This is a genomic window from Paenibacillus sp. GYB003, from assembly GCF_036577625.1.
Classification (GTDB): domain Bacteria; phylum Bacillota; class Bacilli; order Paenibacillales; family NBRC-103111; genus Paenibacillus_AB.
This window is the reverse complement of sequence record NZ_JARBDC010000001.1, coordinates 339,277-358,384: the sequence shown is the minus strand read 5'-3', so window position 1 is coordinate 358,384 and position 19,108 is coordinate 339,277. Positions and strand designations below refer to the sequence as shown.

The window sequence follows — 19,108 nt, the reverse complement described above, 5'->3', positions numbered from 1 at the left end:
CAACTTCTACATTCATCATAACACGAGGCGAAAAAAATAAAAAGTTGCGGAAAAATGTAATAATTGCAAAAGTTGCAAACGAATTGCGAAAAAAATAACTTTACATTTCGTTGCAATGAAATTATGATGAGGATGGGAAGAAACCCGGCGACCGAAGACGACCCCGACCGGCACATCGTTTTGTAAGGGCTTACTTGTTGTTCAAAGGTCGAGTCCGCTGCCGAGTTCATGCCTCTACTTGTATAGTAATCGGTTTCTTTTCCGAGCGTCTTACGGACCAAAATGCTGGAGGGGGATTTGGAATGGCAAACAAACGAGCGACGGCCGTCATCGCATCGCTGCTCGCGGCGGGACTGATCGCCGGCTGCGGGAAAACGGCGGATTCGGGGGAACAAGCGGCCCCGGCCAAAGACATCACGAAGGAGCCGGCGGAAATCGTCTTTTATTCGAACAACGGCGACCCGGTCGAAAGCTTCGATTACCGGTTCGGCAACGCGCTCCGCAAAAAGTTTCCGAACTGGACGATCAAGTATATTCAGCGGACGGGAACGGGCACGCAGTTGCAGGATTTGATCGCAAACGGCACGAAGTTCGACATTTTTTTCCAATCGATCGGCAACTTTGAAGCGAACGCTTTCCCGGCCGGCATTCAGTACGACATGAGCGAGCTGATCAAGTCGCATAAAATCGACTTGAGCCGTCTCGACCCGACCGTCGTCGACGCAGTCAAGCAAGCTTCCGGCGGCAAGCTGTACGGCCTGCCCGTTTTTACGAGCAATCTTGTGCTGTATTACAATAAATCGCTGTTCGACAAGTTCGGCGTCGCCTATCCGAAGGACGGCATTGCGTGGGAAGAGATGGTCGAGATGTCGAAGAAGCTGACCCGCATCGAAGGCGGCACGCAATATTTCGGCTTCACCCATTCGCCGGCCCATACGATCCGGATGAACCCGATGGCCATTCCCGACGCCGATTTGAACACCGATACGCCGACGATCAACAAGGACGACCGTTGGAAAAAGTTTTATCAGACGTACTATTTGGACCCGATGCGCGTGCCCGGCTATTTGGACGGGATCAAAAAAATAAACAAAATCCCCGACATCAATATGTTCGTCAAAGATCAAAGCGTCGGCATGTTCGGCTATTTGTCCAGCCTGATCTACGTCTGGGAGCAGGAGCTCAAGTCGCTGAATTGGGATATCGTCTCGTTCCCGACGGTGGAGAAAGGGGTCGGCTCGCAGTCGTATCCGGCTTATTTCGGCATGACGAACATGGCGCGCAACAAAGAGGCGACGATGGAAGTGCTGAAATATATGATATCCGACGAGTTCCAGACGGAGATGGCGCGCAAAGGCATCATGCCGGTGCTGAACAACGAAGCGGTGAAAAAGGAGCTCGGCAAAGATTCGCCGTACAAGGACCGGAACTGGAACGCGATTTTCTACAACAAGTTCGCGCCGATTCCGCCGAAGGCTCCGTACGACGCCGATTTGGTGAACCAGTACGTATCGGCCGGCAACAACATCGCCCTGGACAAAATGGATTTGAACTCCGCGCTGCGCGCCGCCGAAGAGGAGTCGCTGAAAAAAATTCAGGAATATAAAAGCAAAAACAAGTAGCCGTTTAAAATGATTCTAAAAAGTTTGACTTGTTTTCTCGCTCCCCCTATAATGAAAATGGCGGCGATTTCCGACGTATCGGCGGGAATCCGGTTGTTACGTGCAACGCGCGATTGTGCTCGGGAGGGGGAGGAACATGGAAGCGCGTATCGAGAAAATCAAGCAGCAACTGCAGTCCAAAGGCTACAAGCTGACACCCCAGCGCGAAGCGACCGTACGCGTATTGCTAGAAAACGAAGAAGACCACCTGAGCGCGGAAGACGTCTTCATGCTTGTGAAAGATAAGGCGCCCGAGATCGGACTCGCGACCGTGTACCGGACACTCGAGCTGTTGAGCGAACTGCACGTCGTGGAAAAAATGAATTTCGGCGACGGCGTAGCCCGCTACGACTTGCGAAGCGACAGCACGCATCACCACCATCATCATCTGATCTGCGTGCAATGCGGCGCGGTCGACGAGATTATGGAGGATTGGCTGACGCCGCTCGAGGAACGGCTGGAGAAAGAATACAATTTCAAAGTGCTCGACCACAGGCTCGACTTTCAGGGCATTTGCCACCGCTGCAAAGACAAGGAGCCGTCTCCGGAATCGGAGTAACCGAGGCGATTACGATCCCCGGCCGCTATCCGTGCGCGTCCGGGGATTTTGGCGTTTTTCGGGGAAGTATCATAACCCCGGCCGATCGCACATACCGTAACTATAGGAGCACGTACCTTGAACGTTGCGGAGGACAAGCCATGCTCATCTTCGGGTTCAGAAAATGGTGGATTCGCGCGAAATATATCGCCGCCTTTATCGTGTTGACCGTCGTGCTGTACGAGCTGATCCGATTGATCGGGGGCTGGATCGAGCCGGCCGGCCGGTACAAGGAGCCGATCGGCAAGGCGGTGAAGGCGTTCCGGGAGCAGGATGCGGCGCTGGAGCCGAGGACGGCCTACGAGCGGCTGATTCATTTTTATAAATACGGCGAATGACGGGCGACGCAAACTTTTGTTCGATTCGGAGCAGGAAAACGGTCCTTCCATGTGGAATAGTTCATGAACAAAAGGAACGACATACTGGGGGAACGACTTGTAGCGATGAAGAGACATCTCCAAAGCTTTATCCATTACCTCACCGTCGAACGGGGGCTCGCACGCAATACGCTCGAGTCGTATGAACGCGACTTGAACCAATTTATCGATTTTATCGGCAAGCTGGGCGTGCAGTCGTTTCTCGAGACGGGCAAGCTCCATATCGCGCAATATTTGCACGAGCTGAAGCGGCTCGGGAGGGCGCCCGCCACCGTATCGCGGAATATCGTTTCGATTCGCGCTTTATTCCAGTTTTTGGTGAAGCAGGACATTATGCCGCAAGACCCGTCGCTTCATATGGAGACGCCGAAGCTGGAAAAGCGGCTGCCCAAGGTGCTGTCGGTCGAGGAGGTCGAACGGCTGCTTGCGGCCGGCGAAACGTCGAGCCCTTCGGGCTTGCGCGACAAGGCGATGCTGGAGCTGCTGTATGCGACCGGCATTCGCGTGTCCGAGCTCATTTCGCTCAACGTAGGCGACGTCAACGTCGGGATGGGCTACATTCACTGCACGGGCAAAGGCTCCAAGGAGCGGATCATTCCGCTCGGACGCATCGCCGCCGCCTGTCTCGGCCACTACACCGAATCGGTTCGCCCCGGCCTGCTTCGCCAGGACAAGTCGGAGGAAGCACTGTTCATCAACCATCTCGGCACCCGGCTGACGCGGCAAGGCTTCTGGAAAATTATCAAACGGTGCGCCCGGGACGCCGGCATCGACAAAGAAATTACGCCGCATACGCTGCGCCATTCGTTCGCCACGCATTTGCTGGAAAACGGCGCCGATTTGCGGGCCGTGCAGGAAATGCTCGGACATGCCGACATTTCGACGACGCAAGTATACACTCACGTAACGAAAACGAGAATGAAAGAAATATACGATCGCACGCATCCGCGCGCGAACGCGAATATGACTTGAAACGGACCGGCCCGCTTGCGGGCGGTCCGTTCCGTTTTACCGCTCGACCGAAAGCTTCGCGCCGTCCGCGGAGCTTTTTTTCAATGCCCGGCGACGTCTTCGAAGACCGGCGTCGTGTGCGGGGAGCGCTGTTTTGCATTCGATTCGGCATCGTGAGATAATATGTGAAACCGTTTCATGCGTATCGATACGACGACAGGATGGAGGAAGATTGACTTGGCATTCAAGCGCATCGCCTTGATCGTATTGGACAGCGTCGGCATCGGGGAGGCTCCGGACGCCGGCCGGTTCGGCGACGCGGGCGCCCATACGCTCGGCCATATCGCCGAGACGGTCCCCGGCTTCGCCGTACCGAACATGGAGAAGCTGGGGCTCGGCAACATCGCCCCGCTGCCGCGCATCGGTCCGGTCGCGGTGCCGGAGGCGTATTACGGGAAAATGACGGAGGTTTCCGTCGGCAAAGATACGATGACCGGGCACTGGGAGCTGATGGGGCTTCGCGTAACGATTCCGTTCCGGACGTATCCGGAAGGGTTTCCGGAGCCGCTCATCCGCAAGTTCGAAGAGGCGACCGGACGCAAAGCGATCGGCAACAAGCCGGCGTCGGGCACGGCCATCTTGGATGAGCTCGGCGAGGAGCAGATGCGGACCGGGGCGTGGATCGTCTACACGTCGGCCGACAGCGTCTTTCAAATCGCCGCCCACGAGGACGTAATCCCGCTCGAGGAGCTGTATCGGGCGTGCCGCATCGCCAGAGAGCTGACGCTCGGCGAATATGCGGTCGGCCGTATCATCGCCCGCCCATACGTCGGCAAGCCCGGCGAATTCGCGCGGACGCCGAACCGCCACGATTACGCCGTCAAGCCGCCGGCCCCGACGGTCATGAACCGGCTGAAGGACGCCGGCTTCGACTGCATCGCGATCGGCAAAATTAACGATATATATTCCGGGGAAGGCGTCACGTCGGCCGTTCCGACGAAAAGCAACGAGCACGGCATCGAAGAAACGATCCGTACGCTCGGGCGGCCGTTCCGCGGCATGGCGTTTACGAATCTCGTCGATTTCGATTCGCTGTACGGCCATCGGCGCGATCCCGAGGGCTACGCGCGGGCGCTGATGGCTTTCGACGCCAGGCTGCCCGAATTGATGTCGCGCATCGGCGAGGACGATCTGCTCGTCATCACGGCCGATCACGGCAACGACCCGACGCATTCCGGAACGGACCATACCCGGGAATACGTGCCGCTCCTCGTCTGGAGCCCGGTTCTCAAGTCGCCGCGTTCGCTCGGCGTACGCGCGACGTTCGCGGACCTGGGGGCGACCGTGGCGGACAATTTCGGACTGCCCGCGCCCGAGCACGGCGCGAGTTTTTTGGCCGAGCTCGTCTAGCGGGCCGCCGGAAAGTACATAAACGAAGATCGGATCGGGAGGTGGCTCTATGCGCGAACGGTCGACGGAACAGCGCGTCATGGAAGCTGTTCGGTTTATCGAGGAAGAAATTCCGTATTCGCCCGAAGTCGGGCTCATATTGGGCTCGGGGCTGGGTGTTCTTGCGGACGCGATGGAAGACGTGACGGTCATCCATTACGAGGAAATACCGCATTTTCCGGTGTCCACGGTCGAAGGACACGCCGGCGAGCTGCTCGTGGGCACGATCGGGGGCAAAAAAACGGTATTGATGAAGGGACGCTTTCATCTGTACGAAGGCTACGACGTGGCGTCCGTATCGTTTCCGGTGCGCGTCATGAAGGCGCTCGGCGTGCGGTCGCTGCTCGTCACGAACGCGGCCGGCGGCATTAACGCCGCCTTCGAGCCGGGCCAGCTCATGCTGATTCGCGACCATATCAATTTCATGTTCCGCAATCCGCTGATCGGCCCGAACGAGAACGCCCTGGGCGTCCGTTTCCCCGACATGTCCGAGGCGTACAGCGCGAGGCTGCGTACGATCGCGACCGAGACGGCGGCGGAGCTCGGGCTGGAGCTGCGGGAAGGGGTGTACGCCGGCCTGCTCGGTCCGAGCTACGAAACGCCCGCGGAAATTCGCATGCTGCGGACGATCGGGGCGGACGCGGTCGGGATGTCGACGGTGCCGGAAGTGATCGTCGCCCGGCATGCCGGCATCGAGGTTTTGGGCATCTCGTGCATAACGAACATGGCCGCCGGCATGCTGGAGCAGCATTTGTCGCACGCCGAAGTGATGGATACGGCGAACCGGGTCAAGGAACGGTTCCTCGGCCTCGTCGCCGCGATTATCCCGAAGCTGTAACGGATTGCGCTCGCGGCGTTATCGCCCGAGCCGGCCTTATTTATCGATTCGATTATCATGTTTTTATCATGGCCCGGGAGGTTATACTTTCATGGAACTGTCTTATGTGGAACAAATCAATCAAGCGGCCGGCTATATCCGCGGTCGCATTGGTGATCGGCTTCCTGCCATAGGGCTCGTGCTCGGCTCCGGACTCGGGGATTTGGCCGAGGAGGTGGAGGACGCGGCGGTCATCGACTTCGGCGACGTCCCCCATTTTCCGGTTTCGACCGTGGAAGGCCATGCCGGACGGTTTGTCGTCGGCAAGCTGGAAGGCAAAACGGTGATCGTCATGCAAGGCCGTTTTCATTATTACGAAGGGTACCCGATGCGCAAGGTGGTAGCCCCGATATACGTCATGCATAAGCTCGGCGTTCGCACGATCGTTCTGACGAACGCGGCGGGCGGCATGAACCGCGCGTTCCGGCCGGGAGATTTGATGCTCATTTGCGATCATATCAACATGACGGGCGATCATCCGCTGATCGGCAAAAATTTCGCGGAGCTCGGTCCGCGCTTCCCGGACATGTCGGAGGCGTACAACAAAGCGTACCGCGAGCTGGCGCACCGCATCTCGAGCCAAATTCGCGGCGACGACGGCGATTCGCTGGAGCTGCAGGAAGGGGTATACTGCGGCATTAGCGGCCCGTCGTACATGACCCCGGCCGAGCTTGGCATGCTCGCCAGACTCGGAGGAGACGCGGTCGGCATGTCGACCGTCGCCGAAACGATCGCGGCGCGCCATTGCGGCATCGACGTGCTCGGCATTTCGTGCATTACCGACATGGCGATCGGCGAAGAGCTGGAGCCGCTCACCCACGAGCAGGTGATGGAGGTGGCGAACCGGACGAAGCCGAAATTCGCCGCCCTCGTCAAATCGTTCGTCCGGGAGGTCGGCCGGTAACGGAAGCACAATCGGCGCGGCGGTTCGCCGGCCGGATCGAGGAACGAGGAGGCAGCGGGCATGAGAATGGTCGATCTCATACAGCATAAACGCGACGGCGGACGGCTGACGCGGGAGCAGCTGTATTTTATCGTACAAGGCTTTACGCGCGGCGACATCCCGGACTATCAAATGTCCGCCTTCGCGATGGCCGTCTTTTTCCGCGGCATGGACGAGGAGGAAATCGCCGATTTGACGATGGCGATGGCGTCGTCCGGCGATGTCGTCAGCTTGGCCGCCATCCGGGGCACGAAAGTCGACAAGCATTCGACGGGCGGCGTCGGCGACAAAACGAGTCTGATCGTCGTGCCGCTGGTGGCCGCCGCGGGCGTTCCGGTCGCCAAAATGTCCGGGCGCGGACTCGGCCATACGGGCGGCACCGTCGACAAGCTCGAATCGATTCGCGGCTTTCGGATCGAGCTGCCGAACGATCAGTTCGTGCGCAACGTGAACGAGAACAAAATGGCGCTCGTCGGGCAAAGCGGCAATTTGGCGCCGGCGGACAAGAAGCTGTACGCGCTGCGCGACGTGACGGCGACGGTGAACTCGATTCCGCTGATCGCTTCGTCGATTATGAGCAAAAAAATCGCCTCCGGCGCCGATGCGATCGTGCTCGACGTCAAGGTCGGCTCGGGAGCGTTCATGAAATCGCTCGAAGAGGCGAGAGAGCTGGCGTCGACGATGGTATCGATCGGCAAAAGCTTGAAGCGGAGAACGATCGCGGTGCTGTCCGACATGAACGAGCCGCTCGGTACCGAGGTCGGCAACGCGCTCGAGGTCGCGGAGGCGATCGAGACGCTTCGGGGCGGCGGCGACGCCAGGCTGCGCGACATTTGTTTGACGCTGGCCGCCTATATGGCGATAGCCGGCGGCGCGTATCCGGACTTCGCCGCCGCACGGCAGGGGCTGGAGGAGCTGCTGGGCGCCGGGCGGGCGCTCGAGACGTTCCGCAAGTTCGTCGAGGCGCAAGGCGGCGATCCGGCGATCGTCGACGATCCGGCATTGCTGCCGCAAGCGGCGTATCGCTTGGCGGTGCGCGCGGAGCACGAAGGCTTCGTGCAGGCGATCGACGCCGAAGCGGTCGGCGTCGCGGCGATGCTGCTCGGCGCCGGCCGGGCGAAGAAGGAGGACGCGATCGACTACGCCGTCGGCGTTTCGCTGCGCAAAAAAGTCGGCGACCGCGTTTCGTTCGGCGAAACGATCGCCGTCCTTCACAGCAACCGGGAAAACAACCGGGACATTACGGAGCGGCTGCTGGCCGCTTATACGATCGGAAGCGATCAGCCGGAGCCGGTTCCGGTCGTGTACGACGTAGTCGAATAGGCGATACACGAGACTTTCCCCGGGGATGACGGGAAAGTCTTTTTTTCTGCGACAGCGCCGTTTTGCGAACCGCGGCGGAATACGCCGTCGCGTCTTCTTGCCTGTTGGCCATTGGCGGAGCGATCGTTTTTTTTGTAATAGGGGTAGAATTGCCTTATAGTAAAAGTAGGAAGGACGAGAACTAGAATTCGACGGGCTGTAACAGGGGGACGCTCATGAGCACGGAGAGGCGAAAAACCGAGCATATTCGGATTTGTTTGGAGGAGGACGTCGGCAGCAAGACCGGAGGAAACGGCTTCGAGCGATACCGGTTTCGCCATCTCGCCTTGCCGGAAACCGATTTTGCCGAAATCGACACGTCGACGAGCTGGCTCGGCAGGCGGATGCGGGCGCCGCTGCTGATCAGCTCGATGACGGGCGGCACGGAGGAGGCGCTCGCCATCAACCGCCATTTGGCCGAAGCGGCCGAGCGCCGGGGCTGGGCGATGGGACTCGGCTCGGTGCGGGCGGCGTTGGAGCGGCCGGAGCTGGCGAACACGTTCCGCGTCCGGGACGTCGCGCCAACCGTGCCGATCGTGGCGAATATCGGCGCGGTGCAGCTCAATTACGGCTACGGCGCCGCCGAATGCCGGCGCGCGGTCGAGCTGGCGGAAGCCGACGCGCTCGTTCTCCATGTCAACGGCATGCAGGAGCTGTTTCAGCCGGAGGGCAATACGAATTTCAAAGGGCTGCTCGGGCAGATCGAAACGCTGTGCAGGTCGGCGTCGATCCCGATCGGCGTCAAGGAAGTCGGCTGGGGCATCGACGGGGAAACGGCGAGACGGCTCGCCGACGCGGGCGTTTCGTTCGTGGACGTGGCCGGTGCGGGAGGCACGTCGTGGAGCCAGGTCGAGAAGTACCGCGCGGCGGCGGGCGTTCGGCGCGCGGCGGCGGACGCGTTCGCCGACTGGGGCATTCCGACGGCCGAGTGCGTCGTCGAAGCGAGGGCGGCCGCTCCGCGCGTCACGCTCGTCGCCAGCGGCGGGCTCGCGAACGGCGTCGACGCGGCGAAGGCGATCGCGCTCGGCGCGGACGTGGCCGGCTTCGGCCGCTCGCTGCTCGGCGCGGGCGTGCGCTCGGCCGAGGAAGCGGCGCAGACGCTCGAGCGGATCGAGTTCGAGCTGCGCGCCGCCATGTTCGGCATCGGCGCCGCCGATTTGGACGGGCTCCGCGGGACGCGGCGGCTCGTTCGCGTCGCGGGCGATGCGTAGCGGCTTCTTCGGCGGGGATGAAGCTTCAACGAACCGGATTTCGTCTATAGGCTCATACAGGGGAGTGTCCCCTGCGGGCCTTGGACGGGATCCGGTTCTTTTTTGGGTCAGGGCTGTATAGCGCTCCTTTGCACACTATATCCGCAAAAGTGTCTCGCCCGCACGCCGGATAGTGTTCTTTCGAACGCTAACGGGACTGATCGGGCATAATGACAAATGAAACGCGTATTCCCGTTTAATTTGCACCCGGGTGACAAATGAAACGCGTATTCCCGTTTAATTTGCACCATAACTGTCAAAACTGGATAGAAGCGATTCCATCTACGCAGAGGTATCAACGAACATGTTTCGACAATGGATCAGGAGGGGTTCAATCTAATGTTCAAACGAGGATTAGCCTGGTTCGCGTGCGCGATGCTGGCATCGGCGCTGGTCATGCCGGCGGCTTACGCGGACGAGAACACGGGGAAAGCGAAGGAGTCCGCGCCGCAAGTCGATCTGGCGCCGAATGCGAGCTCGGCGGTGCTGCTGGATGCCGATACGGGAACGGTTTTGTACGAAAAAAACCGCGACCAGAAGCTGCCGCCGGCCAGCATAACGAAAATTATGACGATGCTGCTCATCATGGAAGCGTTGGACCAGGGCAAAATCAAGCTGGACGAAAAAGTGCGCACGAGCGAATACGCCGCGTCGATGGGCGGCTCGCAAATCTTTTTGGAAGTCGGCGAAGAGATGACGGTCGAAGAGATGCTGAAAGGCATTGCGATGGCTTCGGGCAACGACGCTTCGGTCGCAATGGCCGAAAAAATCGCCGGCACCGAGGAAGCGTTCGTCAAAATGATGAACGACAGAGCGAAGCAGCTCGGCATGACCAACACGCATTTCGTCAACGTCAACGGCTTGCCGGCGGAAAACCATTACACCTCCTCTTACGATATCGCTCTTATGTCCCGCGAGCTGCTGAAACATGAGGGCATTACGAAATATACCGGGCTGTACCAGGATTATTTGCGCAAAGATACGGAGAAGCCGTTTTGGCTTGTCAACACGAACAAGCTCGTGCGCTTTTATTCCGGGGCCGACGGCTTGAAAACCGGCTATACGAGCGAAGCGAAGTTTTGCTTGTCCGCGACCGCGAAGCGCGACAATTTGCGCGTCATCGCCGTCGTGCTCGGGGAGCCGAATACGAAAACGCGAAACGCCGAAGTGACCAAAATGTTCGACTATGCGTTCTCGCAGTATGTGTCCCATCCGATCTTCAAAACCGGCGACGCGATCGGCAAAGTGCGGATCGAGAAAGGCGAGCTTCGCGATTTGGAGCTGACCGCCAAGCACCCGTACAGCGTCCTCCTCAAAAAAGGCGACGCGGGAGCGGACATCCGCCACGAGCTGCAGCTGCAAACCGGCTTGAAGGCGCCGATTGCCGTTGGTCAGCCGCTGGGCAAGCTGGTCGTATACAAAGGCGATCAAGTCGTGAGCGAATTCCCGATCGAATCGCCGGTCGAAGTGAAGAAGGCCGGTTGGTGGAAGCTGCTCAAGCGAACGTCGCTCAAGCTGTTCATGGCGGATTGATCGCCGATTTCATGCATCGCTCCCGGATGCCGCCAGGTATCCGGGTCGTGTTACTTCTCGAGCGAAAACGACGAAATCTCGCGAAATCGTGCATTTCCTGTTGAAAGTTAGCGTTCGTCTGCTATTTTTAGCGGTTTTCTTCTAGTTTTGTCGCCATGCAGGAGTTTCCGTCCGTTTCGTAGAAATGATAGGCACCAACAACGAAAGGAAGTGAGCCTGCCTTGAGCTTGCACATCGAATTGGAACATCACCGCAGAACGCTGATCGTTCGATTGAGCGGAGAATTGGACCATCATACGGCCGATACCGTCAAAACGAAAATGGAAGAAGCGATTTTAAGAGGGGATGTGAACCACGTCGTCCTCAGCATGAAAGATTTGAGCTTCATGGACAGTTCGGGTCTCGGGGTCATCTTGGGCCGCTACAAGCTCATTACGGCGAGAGGCGGCAAAATGGTCGTGTGCGACGTCAATCCGGCGATATACCGGTTGTTCGAAATGTCGGGCCTGTTCAAAATATTGACGATCCAGGACAATGAAAGACTCGCCTTATCCAGTCTGGAGGTGGTGTCATGAGCCGAAGCAATCGGATGCAGCTGAAGTTTGCCAGCATATCGGAGAACGAATCGTTCGCGCGCGTTACGGTAGCCGCCTTCGTCTCCCAGCTCGATCCGACGATGGAAGAGCTGACCGACATCAAGACCGTCGTGTCCGAGGCGGTGACGAACGCGATCATCCACGGATACGACAATTCCCCCGACGAAGAGATCGAGATTACCGCCAAAATCGAAGGCGACCGTTTTTATTTGACGGTCGAGGATCGGGGCAAAGGGATCGAGGATTTGGAGCTGGCGCGCCAGCCGCTCTATACGTCCAAGCCGGAATTGGAGCGGTCCGGCATGGGCTTCACGATCATCGAAAACTTTATGGACGAGGTCGACGTCGTCTCGGTGCCCGGGCAAGGCACGAAGGTCGTCATGGTGAAGCGAATCGAATCAAAAAAAGCGCTGTTTAACTAGGGGTTTTGCGATATGGACGTCGATTTGAAACATGCCTCTCATACGTACCTGGACGATAGCGAGGTCAAGCGGCTGATCGCTCTGAGCCAGTCCGGGGATTCGCTGGCGCGAGAAACGCTGGTCGGTTGCAACATCCGTCTCGTCTGGTCCGTCGTTCAGCGCTTTTTGAACCGGGGCTATGAGCCGGAAGATTTGTTTCAGATCGGCTGCATCGGGCTGCTGAAATCGGTCGACAAGTTCGATTTGAGCTACGACGTCAAGTTTTCCACCTATGCGGTTCCGATGATCATCGGCGAAATTCAGCGGTTTTTGCGCGACGACGGCACGGTGAAGGTGAGCCGTTCGCTCAAGGAGCTGGCCAACAAGGTGCGCAAGAAAAAAGACGAGCTGTCCAAACGGCTCGGCCGCATGCCGACGATCAAGGAAGTCGCCGAGGACATGGGGATTACGCCGGAGGACGTCGTATTCGCCCAGGAGGCGAACAAGCCGCCGTCCTCGATCCACGAAACCGTATTCGAAAACGACGGAGACCCGATCACGCTGATGGATCAAATCGCCGACGAAAGCCAGGAAAAATGGTTCGACAAGCTGGCCCTCAGCGAAGCGATCAGTTCGCTGACGGAGCGGGAGCGGCTCATTGTCTATTTGCGCTACTTCCGCGACCAGACGCAGTCCGAAGTGGCGAGCCGGCTCGGCATTTCGCAGGTGCAAGTATCCCGTCTGGAGAAAAAAATATTGCAGTCGATCCGCGAGCAAATCGCGCAATAGCGCGAGCCGCGACAAGCGAACCGTTTTCGGCCCGAGAGGGGCGGGGACGGTTTTTTTGCCTTTCGCGGGGATTTGCCAAAATATAGAGCGTTTATTCGATTCCGCCATTCGCATACTAAAAGAAGAGGATGAAGGAAAGGGAGTGATGCCGATGGAACGACCTTTCACTCCGACCGTCTACATGCGCTTGCATAAACGAACGTCGATCCTGCCCGGGGAAACCGTGACGCTCGGCCGCGTCGCACGGCTGCTGGCCGAACCGGAGCTGGAGCGGCGGCTGCACGAGCTCCCGCTCGCGACCCCGTCCCCGGCGGACGGCAACATCGTACTGATCGACATGATGCATATCGCGAAAACGATCCGCGGCACGTTTCCCGAGCTGAAAATCGAATATTTCGGAGAGCCGCACGTGCTCGTCGATATCGGGACGAAGGAAAGGCCGCCGAACCGGGCGGCGCTCGTCGTCGTCTGGCTGCTGCTGTTTCTCGGCTCGGGCCTCGCGATCATGAATTTTCACGAGGACGTCAGCATGCCGGAAGTGCACCGGCGGCTGTACGAGATGATAACGGGCGACCGCGTCGAGCATCCGTTCTGGCTGCAAATTCCGTATTCGATCGGACTCGGGGCGGGCATGGTGCTTTTCTTCAATCAATTGTTCAAAAAACGGTTCAGCGAGGAACCGAGCCCGCTGGAGGTCGAAATGTTCACGTATCAGGAGAGCTTGAACCATTACGTCATTACGGAAGAATACGAGAAGCTGCTCCGGCCTCCGAAAGCGGCGAACGGCGGCGGGCGGCCCGACGGGGCGCCCCCGCGCGGAGACGAGGGCGAATGAACGAGCTGCTGGGCAAAATCGCGGCGGTCGTCGTGGGCGCATCCGGCGGTCTTGCCGTAGGCGGCGGGATGGTCGCCTTTTTGATCGTGCTCGACATCGTCCCGCGACTCGCGCAAATGACCCGCGCGTTCGGCCGCGTTCATTTGTTCGAGGGGGCGATGGTGGCGGGCGTCCTGTTTTGGACGTTCGCCGATTTTTTGGACGTTCGCGCCGCGCTGCCGGCTGTCGCAACGGCCGTCGTGGGGGCGTTCGTCGGCTGCTTTATCGGCATGCTGGCGGGGGCGCTCACCGAAGTGCTGAACGTGCTGCCGATTATGGCGAAGCGGCTCGGTTTGGGCAAATTTATTATATGGCTGCTCATGGCGATGGTGCTCGGCAAAGTCGCCGGATCGCTGTTCGAATGGATCGTATACCGCGCGTGAAGACGGAACGGAAATGTTGACTGGAGGTGCTAGCGATGTCGGAACGAACGGAAGAGAAGTCGCCGGGAAAACAGTTGAAGCGCCCGAAACGGATGGACGAAGGGAAAATCGACGCCCGCGAGCTGCTGACCGACGAAGAGCTCGGGCTGAAGCGGATGGACGACATTCCGCGCAGCCTGGAGCGGGTGAAACGGGCGCTCGAGGAAAAAGTCGGTCTTAACGTCAGCTTCGACCTCGTGTTCCGGGAGATGGAGTTCGGGACGAAACGGACCGCTTTCTTTTTTTGCAACGGATTTTCCAAAGATACGGTCATGACCGATATTATGGTGCGGCTTTCGATGCTGGAGCGGGAGCAGGTCGTCCCGGACGCGCTCGCCGATTTTTTGCGCAAATACGTATCGCATGTTCAGGTGACGCCGGTCGAATCGTTCGAAAAAGCGGTCAATTTCGCGTTGATGGGCTCCACGGTGATGTTTATCGAAGACGAGTCGACGGCGCTGGCGATCGACGCCAAGACGTTTCCGGTCCGCTCGATCGAGGAGCCGGATTTGGAGCGTGTCGTCCGGGGAGCGCACGACGGTTTCGTCGAAACGCTGATGACGAACGTGTCGCTCGTTCGCCGCCGGCTGCGCGACCCGAGATTGAAGCTGGAGCTGATGACGATCGGCGAACGGTCGAAAACGGACGTTTGCATCGGCTACATTAGCGATATCGCCGACCCGGTGCTGGTCGAATCGATCCGCGACAAAATCGGCAAGGTGAAAATCGACGGCATTCCGCTCGGGGACAAGCAGCTCGAGGAAGCGATTATCGGAAAAGGCTGGGACCCGTATCCGAGCGTCCGGTATTCGGAGCGGCCCGACGTCGTGTCCGCGCATATGCTGGAAGGGCATATCATCGTTTTTGCCGATACGTCTCCGAGCGTCATGATTTTGCCGACGACGTTTTTTCATCTTGTGCAGCATGTGGAGGAATACCGGCAATCGCCGTTCGTAGGCAGCTATTTGCGCTGGGTGCGGTTCCTCGGCATTTTCGCTTCGCTGTTTTTGCTTCCGCTCTGGTTTCTGATGGTCGTGAATCCCGAGCTGAAGCCGGCCGGCCTCGAATTTCTGGGTCCGCAAAAAACCGGAGCGCTGCCGCTGATCGTCCAGTTTTTGCTCGTCGAAATCGGCGTCGACCTGATGCGGCTCGCCGCCGTGCATACGCCGTCCCCGCTTACGGTGGCGATGGGCCTCGTCGCGGCCATCCTCGTCGGCGAGATCGCCGTCAAAACCGGTTTGTTCATCAACGAGGTCATTATGTATATGGCGTTCGCGGCGGTCGGCATGTTTGCGACCCCGAGCTACGAGCTCGGTCTTGCCAACCGGCTCGTGCGAATGGCGCTGCTCGTGCTCGCGGCCGCGTTCAAAATTCCCGGTCTCGTCATCGGCATGACGATCTGGCTCATCTGCCTGTCGGTCAAACGGTCGTACAATACGCCCTATATGTGGCCGTTCATTCCGTTCAACGCCAAAGCGATGCTGTCCATTTTGCTGAGACGCCCGATTTTGGCGTCGAAAATGCGGCCGAGCATTACGAACGCGATCGACAAAAGGCGGCAGCCCGCCGAATAGATTCGTACGGCCAAGCCCGCGATCGGCCGCGGGCTTTTCGGCTTGCGTTGGCGCGAACGCTCGCGGCCTTTCTATGGTTCGGGGGGTTATGCATTGTCAACGCCGCGGCGCTGTGGTACTTTAGAATAAAGCTTCGCAAGCAGCCAGGAGCATTCATTTCGAACCAGGGAAAGAGGAACGGGACATGTATTTGCACGGCACAAGCGTAATCAATAAAGCCGGAAGGCTTGAAATCGGCGGGTGCGACGCAGTCGAGCTCGCCGATAAATTCGGTACGCCGCTGTACGTATTCGACGAAGAACTGATTCGCCGGCGCTGCCGGGAATTTATGGAGGCGTTTCGCGCGACCGGGATGAAATTCGAGGTCGCCTACGCAAGCAAAGCGTTCTGCGTCATGGCGATGTGCCGCATCGCGGAAGAGGAGGGGCTGTCGCTCGACGTCGTCTCGGACGGCGAGCTGTATACGGCGCTCCGGGCCGGCTTTCCGCCGGGCCGCATCCATTTTCACGGCAACAACAAGACGCCGGAAGAAATCGAGATGGCGCTCGACGCCAAAATCGGCTGCATCGTCGTCGACAATTTTACGGAGCTGTATCTGCTGAGCGAAACGGCCAAGGCGAAGGGCGCGGTCATGAACGTCCTGTTCCGCGTGACGCCGGGCGTCGAAGCGCATACGCACGAATTCATTTCGACCGGGCAGACGGACACGAAATTCGGCTTCGATATCGGCAACGGCTCCGCCTTCCGCTCGGTCCGGGAAGCGATGGAGCTGCCGAACGTCCGCATTCTCGGCGTTCATTCGCATATCGGCTCGCAAATTTTCGAGGTCGACGGCTTCCGCCTTGCCGCGGAGCGGGTCGCCGAGTTCGCCCAGACGGTTCGTCAGGAGCTGGGCATTACGTTCCCCGTCATCAATCTGGGCGGCGGCTTCGGCATCCGTTACGTCGAGGAGGATCGTCCGCTGCCGCTGGCGCAGTACGTTCAGGCGATCACCGAAGCGATCCGGACGCTGTTCGCCCGCTACGAGTACCCGCTGCCGGAAATATGGATCGAACCGGGCCGCAGCATCGTCGGCGATGCGGGAACGACGCTGTACACGATCGGTTCGTCCAAAACGATCCCCGGGGTACGGAAATACGTATCGGTCGACGGCGGAATGACCGACAACCCGCGCCCCGCGCTGTATGACGCCAAATACGAGGCGATGCTGGCGAACCGCGCCCTCGAGCCGGTCGAGGAAACGGTATCGATCGCCGGCAAATGCTGCGAAACCGGCGATATGCTCATCTGGGACCTCGAACTGCCGAAGACGCAGCCCGGGGATACGCTCGCCGTCTCTTGCACGGGAGCCTATAATTATTCGATGGCAAGCAACTACAATCGTCTTCGCCGCCCGGCGGTCGTCTTCGTCAAGGACGGCGCGGCGGATCTCGTCGTCCGACGCGAGACGTTCGAAGACGTGGCGGGCAAAGATTTGCTGCCCGAAAGGCTGCGGAAGCAGCCGGTTGCGAACAGCTGAACGTCGCATAACAAAAAGAACGGCGCCGGCGCCCCGGCGAAACGAAACGTTTCGCGGGGACGCTGAGGCGTTGTTCTTTTTTCGTGACGGCCGAAAGCGCCATGGCGAACCTGGAGAAGCAAGACGAGGAGGACATCCGTGGAAGCATACTGGAAACGAAATTTGGTCGTGCTGTGGATAGGCGTATTTTTCTGCGGAATGGCTTTTTCGATGGTCGTACCGTTCTTATCGCTGTATATTAACAACGATCTCGGCGTAACATCGCATTTGGAGCTGTGGTCCGGCTTCGCGTTCGGCATTACGTTTCTGGCCGGCGCGCTTATCGCGCCGTTCTGGGGCTCGCTGTCGGACAAATACGGCCGCCGGCCGATGCTGATCCGCTCCGGATTTTCGCTATGCGCCGTATACGTATTGACCGCGCTCGTCCGCAATCCGTACGAGCTGATCGCCGTCCGCATCCTGTCCGGCTTGCTGGCCGGCTACGTGCCTTCGGCGATCGCGCTCGTCGGGACGAATACGCCGGAGAAAAAAGTCGGCTACGCGCTCGGCATCATGTCGACGGCGTCGGCGGCCGGCAGCATCATCGGGCCGATGGTCGGCGGAATGATGAGCAAATTCGTCGGCTACCGCGAGGCGTTTCTACTGTCCGGCGCGGTCGTGCTCGTATCGGCGCTCGTGGCGGTGTTCGGCGTCAAGGAGCAAAGCTTCGACCGCAACCGCCCGCGTTCGCACGTGCTCGACGACCTGAAGGAGGCGGCGGGCAATCCGCCGCTGATCCGGCAGCTGACGATCGCCTTGATCGTCACGAGCTCCGTCATGGTGCTGGAGCCGCTGCTGACGATCTATGTGCTGAAGATGGGCGTCTCGCATTCCGACGCGTCGCTCAGCTCGGGCGTCATCTTTTCCGCGGTCGGGGTCGCGACGATTTTGGCGGCGCCGCAGTGGGGCAAAATCGGGGAACGGATCGGCTACCGCAATACGCTGGCGATCGGCTTGATCGGCGGCGGGATCGGCAACATCCTGCAGATCGCGTTTCACAATATCGTCGGATTCGGCGTGCTGCGGTTCGTGTACGGGCTGTTTTTCGCCGCCGTCTACCCGTCCTTGAACGCCCTGATCGTCAAAGCGACGACGGCGGAGTTTCGCGGCCGGGCGTTCAGCCTGAACCAATCCGCCAACCAGCTCGGCAATATGGCCGGCCCGATCGCCGGCGGCGCGCTCGGCGGCTGGATCTCGATTCCGGTCGTGTTCGTGCTGAACGGACTGCTGCTGATCGTCTCGGCGGTCACGGTTTTGCTGCAAAGCCGCAGGGCGGCCAAAGCGGCGCACGAGCATACGGGAGCCGGGACGTGAACCGGAACTTCATTTTGCTAAAGCGACAACAAAAGAGGGGCTTCCCGTCCGAAACGGGAAAGCCCCTCTATTCTTCATACTTCGTTTGAAAGCGATGGTTACGCTTCGTCCCAAACTTTGACTTCTTTCATTTTGTCGCCCGGACGCGTCGCGTCGACGAATTCCATGCCTTTGACCACCTTGCCGAAAACGGTATGAACGCCGTTCAAATGCGGCTGCGGCTGGTAGCAGATGAAAAACTGGCTGCCGCCGGTATTTTTGCCCGCGTGCGCCATCGAAAGCGTGCCGCGCTCGTGCTTGCTTACGTTCGTCGCCGTTTCGCAGTCGATCGTATAGCCCGGTCCGCCGGTGCCGGTGCCGTGCGGGCAGCCGCCTTGGGCGACGAAGCCGGGGATGACGCGGTGAAACGTCAATCCGTTATAAAAGCCGCTGTTCGCCAGCTTCTCGAAGTTGGCGACCGTGTTCGGAGCTTCCTCCGGAAAAAACTCGATCAACACTTTTTCGCCGTTCTCCAGCTCGATGCTTCCTTTTTTCGCCATTGTCATTTCCTCCCTATCTTGTCCGAAACTCTACTCATTG

The 19,108-nt window shown here is 59.1% G+C and carries 18 protein-coding genes and 1 pseudogene; 18 read left to right on the top strand and 1 reads right to left on the bottom strand.

Features of this window, described 5'->3' with window-relative positions:
• The first annotated feature begins 302 nt into the window (after positions 1-302).
• The 18 genes and pseudogenes from PV407_RS01755 to PV407_RS01670 all read left to right on the top strand — a co-directional run.
• Positions 303-1,622, top strand: coding sequence for an ABC transporter substrate-binding protein (locus PV407_RS01755; protein ID WP_332088127.1), 1,320 nt, complete (start codon positions 303-305; stop codon positions 1,620-1,622).
• Positions 1,623-1,758: 136 nt separating this feature from the next.
• The gene (fur, locus tag PV407_RS01750) at positions 1,759-2,220 is read left to right on the top strand and encodes a ferric iron uptake transcriptional regulator (RefSeq protein WP_332088126.1); all 462 of its coding nucleotides are present in this window, start codon (positions 1,759-1,761) and stop codon (positions 2,218-2,220) included.
• A gap of 140 nt (positions 2,221-2,360) precedes the next feature.
• Complete coding sequence (locus PV407_RS01745) at positions 2,361-2,597, top strand: DUF4227 family protein (RefSeq protein ID WP_332088125.1); 237 nt, start codon at positions 2,361-2,363, stop codon at positions 2,595-2,597.
• 105 nt (positions 2,598-2,702) lie between these two features.
• On the top strand, positions 2,703-3,608 hold the full coding sequence (xerD, locus tag PV407_RS01740; protein WP_332088124.1) for a site-specific tyrosine recombinase XerD: 906 nt from the start codon (positions 2,703-2,705) through the stop codon (positions 3,606-3,608).
• Positions 3,609-3,824: 216 nt separating this feature from the next.
• Positions 3,825-4,997 (top strand): phosphopentomutase, encoded by a 1,173-nt coding sequence (deoB, locus tag PV407_RS01735; protein ID WP_332088123.1) that lies wholly within the window; start codon positions 3,825-3,827, stop codon positions 4,995-4,997.
• A gap of 49 nt (positions 4,998-5,046) precedes the next feature.
• Positions 5,047-5,874, top strand: coding sequence for a purine-nucleoside phosphorylase (locus PV407_RS01730; protein ID WP_332088122.1), 828 nt, complete (start codon positions 5,047-5,049; stop codon positions 5,872-5,874).
• Positions 5,875-5,965: 91 nt separating this feature from the next.
• On the top strand, positions 5,966-6,817 hold the full coding sequence (locus PV407_RS01725; RefSeq protein ID WP_332088121.1) for a purine-nucleoside phosphorylase: 852 nt from the start codon (positions 5,966-5,968) through the stop codon (positions 6,815-6,817).
• Positions 6,818-6,877: 60 nt separating this feature from the next.
• Entirely contained in the window at positions 6,878-8,179 is a 1,302-nt protein-coding gene (locus PV407_RS01720; protein ID WP_332088120.1) for a pyrimidine-nucleoside phosphorylase, read from the top strand.
• A gap of 215 nt (positions 8,180-8,394) precedes the next feature.
• The gene (gene fni / locus PV407_RS01715; protein WP_332088119.1) at positions 8,395-9,429 is read left to right on the top strand and encodes a type 2 isopentenyl-diphosphate Delta-isomerase; all 1,035 of its coding nucleotides are present in this window, start codon (positions 8,395-8,397) and stop codon (positions 9,427-9,429) included.
• A gap of 378 nt (positions 9,430-9,807) precedes the next feature.
• The gene (locus PV407_RS01710) at positions 9,808-11,001 is read left to right on the top strand and encodes a D-alanyl-D-alanine carboxypeptidase family protein (protein WP_332088118.1); all 1,194 of its coding nucleotides are present in this window, start codon (positions 9,808-9,810) and stop codon (positions 10,999-11,001) included.
• A gap of 221 nt (positions 11,002-11,222) precedes the next feature.
• Positions 11,223-11,576 (top strand): anti-sigma F factor antagonist, encoded by a 354-nt coding sequence (gene spoIIAA, locus PV407_RS01705; RefSeq protein WP_332088117.1) that lies wholly within the window; start codon positions 11,223-11,225, stop codon positions 11,574-11,576.
• Positions 11,573-12,019: an anti-sigma F factor gene (gene spoIIAB, locus PV407_RS01700; RefSeq protein WP_332088116.1), complete on the top strand. Its 447-nt coding sequence runs from the start codon at positions 11,573-11,575 to the stop codon at positions 12,017-12,019. The genes spoIIAA and spoIIAB overlap by 4 nt, the downstream gene beginning before the upstream one ends.
• Positions 12,020-12,031: 12 nt before the next feature.
• The gene (gene sigF / locus PV407_RS01695; protein ID WP_332088115.1) at positions 12,032-12,787 is read left to right on the top strand and encodes an RNA polymerase sporulation sigma factor SigF; all 756 of its coding nucleotides are present in this window, start codon (positions 12,032-12,034) and stop codon (positions 12,785-12,787) included.
• A gap of 151 nt (positions 12,788-12,938) precedes the next feature.
• Positions 12,939-13,622, top strand: coding sequence for a stage V sporulation protein AA (locus tag PV407_RS01690; protein WP_332088114.1), 684 nt, complete (start codon positions 12,939-12,941; stop codon positions 13,620-13,622).
• The gene (locus tag PV407_RS01685) at positions 13,619-14,044 is read left to right on the top strand and encodes a stage V sporulation protein AB (protein WP_332088113.1); all 426 of its coding nucleotides are present in this window, start codon (positions 13,619-13,621) and stop codon (positions 14,042-14,044) included. The genes PV407_RS01690 and PV407_RS01685 overlap by 4 nt, the downstream gene beginning before the upstream one ends.
• A gap of 35 nt (positions 14,045-14,079) precedes the next feature.
• Entirely contained in the window at positions 14,080-15,657 is a 1,578-nt protein-coding gene (locus PV407_RS01680) for a spore germination protein (protein WP_332088112.1), read from the top strand.
• Positions 15,658-15,841: 184 nt separating this feature from the next.
• Entirely contained in the window at positions 15,842-17,176 is a 1,335-nt protein-coding gene (lysA, locus tag PV407_RS01675) for a diaminopimelate decarboxylase (RefSeq protein ID WP_332088111.1), read from the top strand.
• Between the two features lie 135 nt (positions 17,177-17,311).
• Positions 17,312-18,529, top strand: a pseudogene (locus tag PV407_RS01670) (MFS transporter); the annotation flags it as partial.
• 98 nt (positions 18,530-18,627) lie between these two features.
• On the opposite strand, the gene PV407_RS01665 reads toward PV407_RS01670, so the two are convergent.
• A complete protein-coding gene (locus tag PV407_RS01665) occupies positions 18,628-19,068 on the bottom strand; it encodes a peptidylprolyl isomerase (protein ID WP_332088110.1) in 441 nt (146 codons plus the stop codon).
• Between the last annotated feature and the right edge of the window lie 40 nt (positions 19,069-19,108).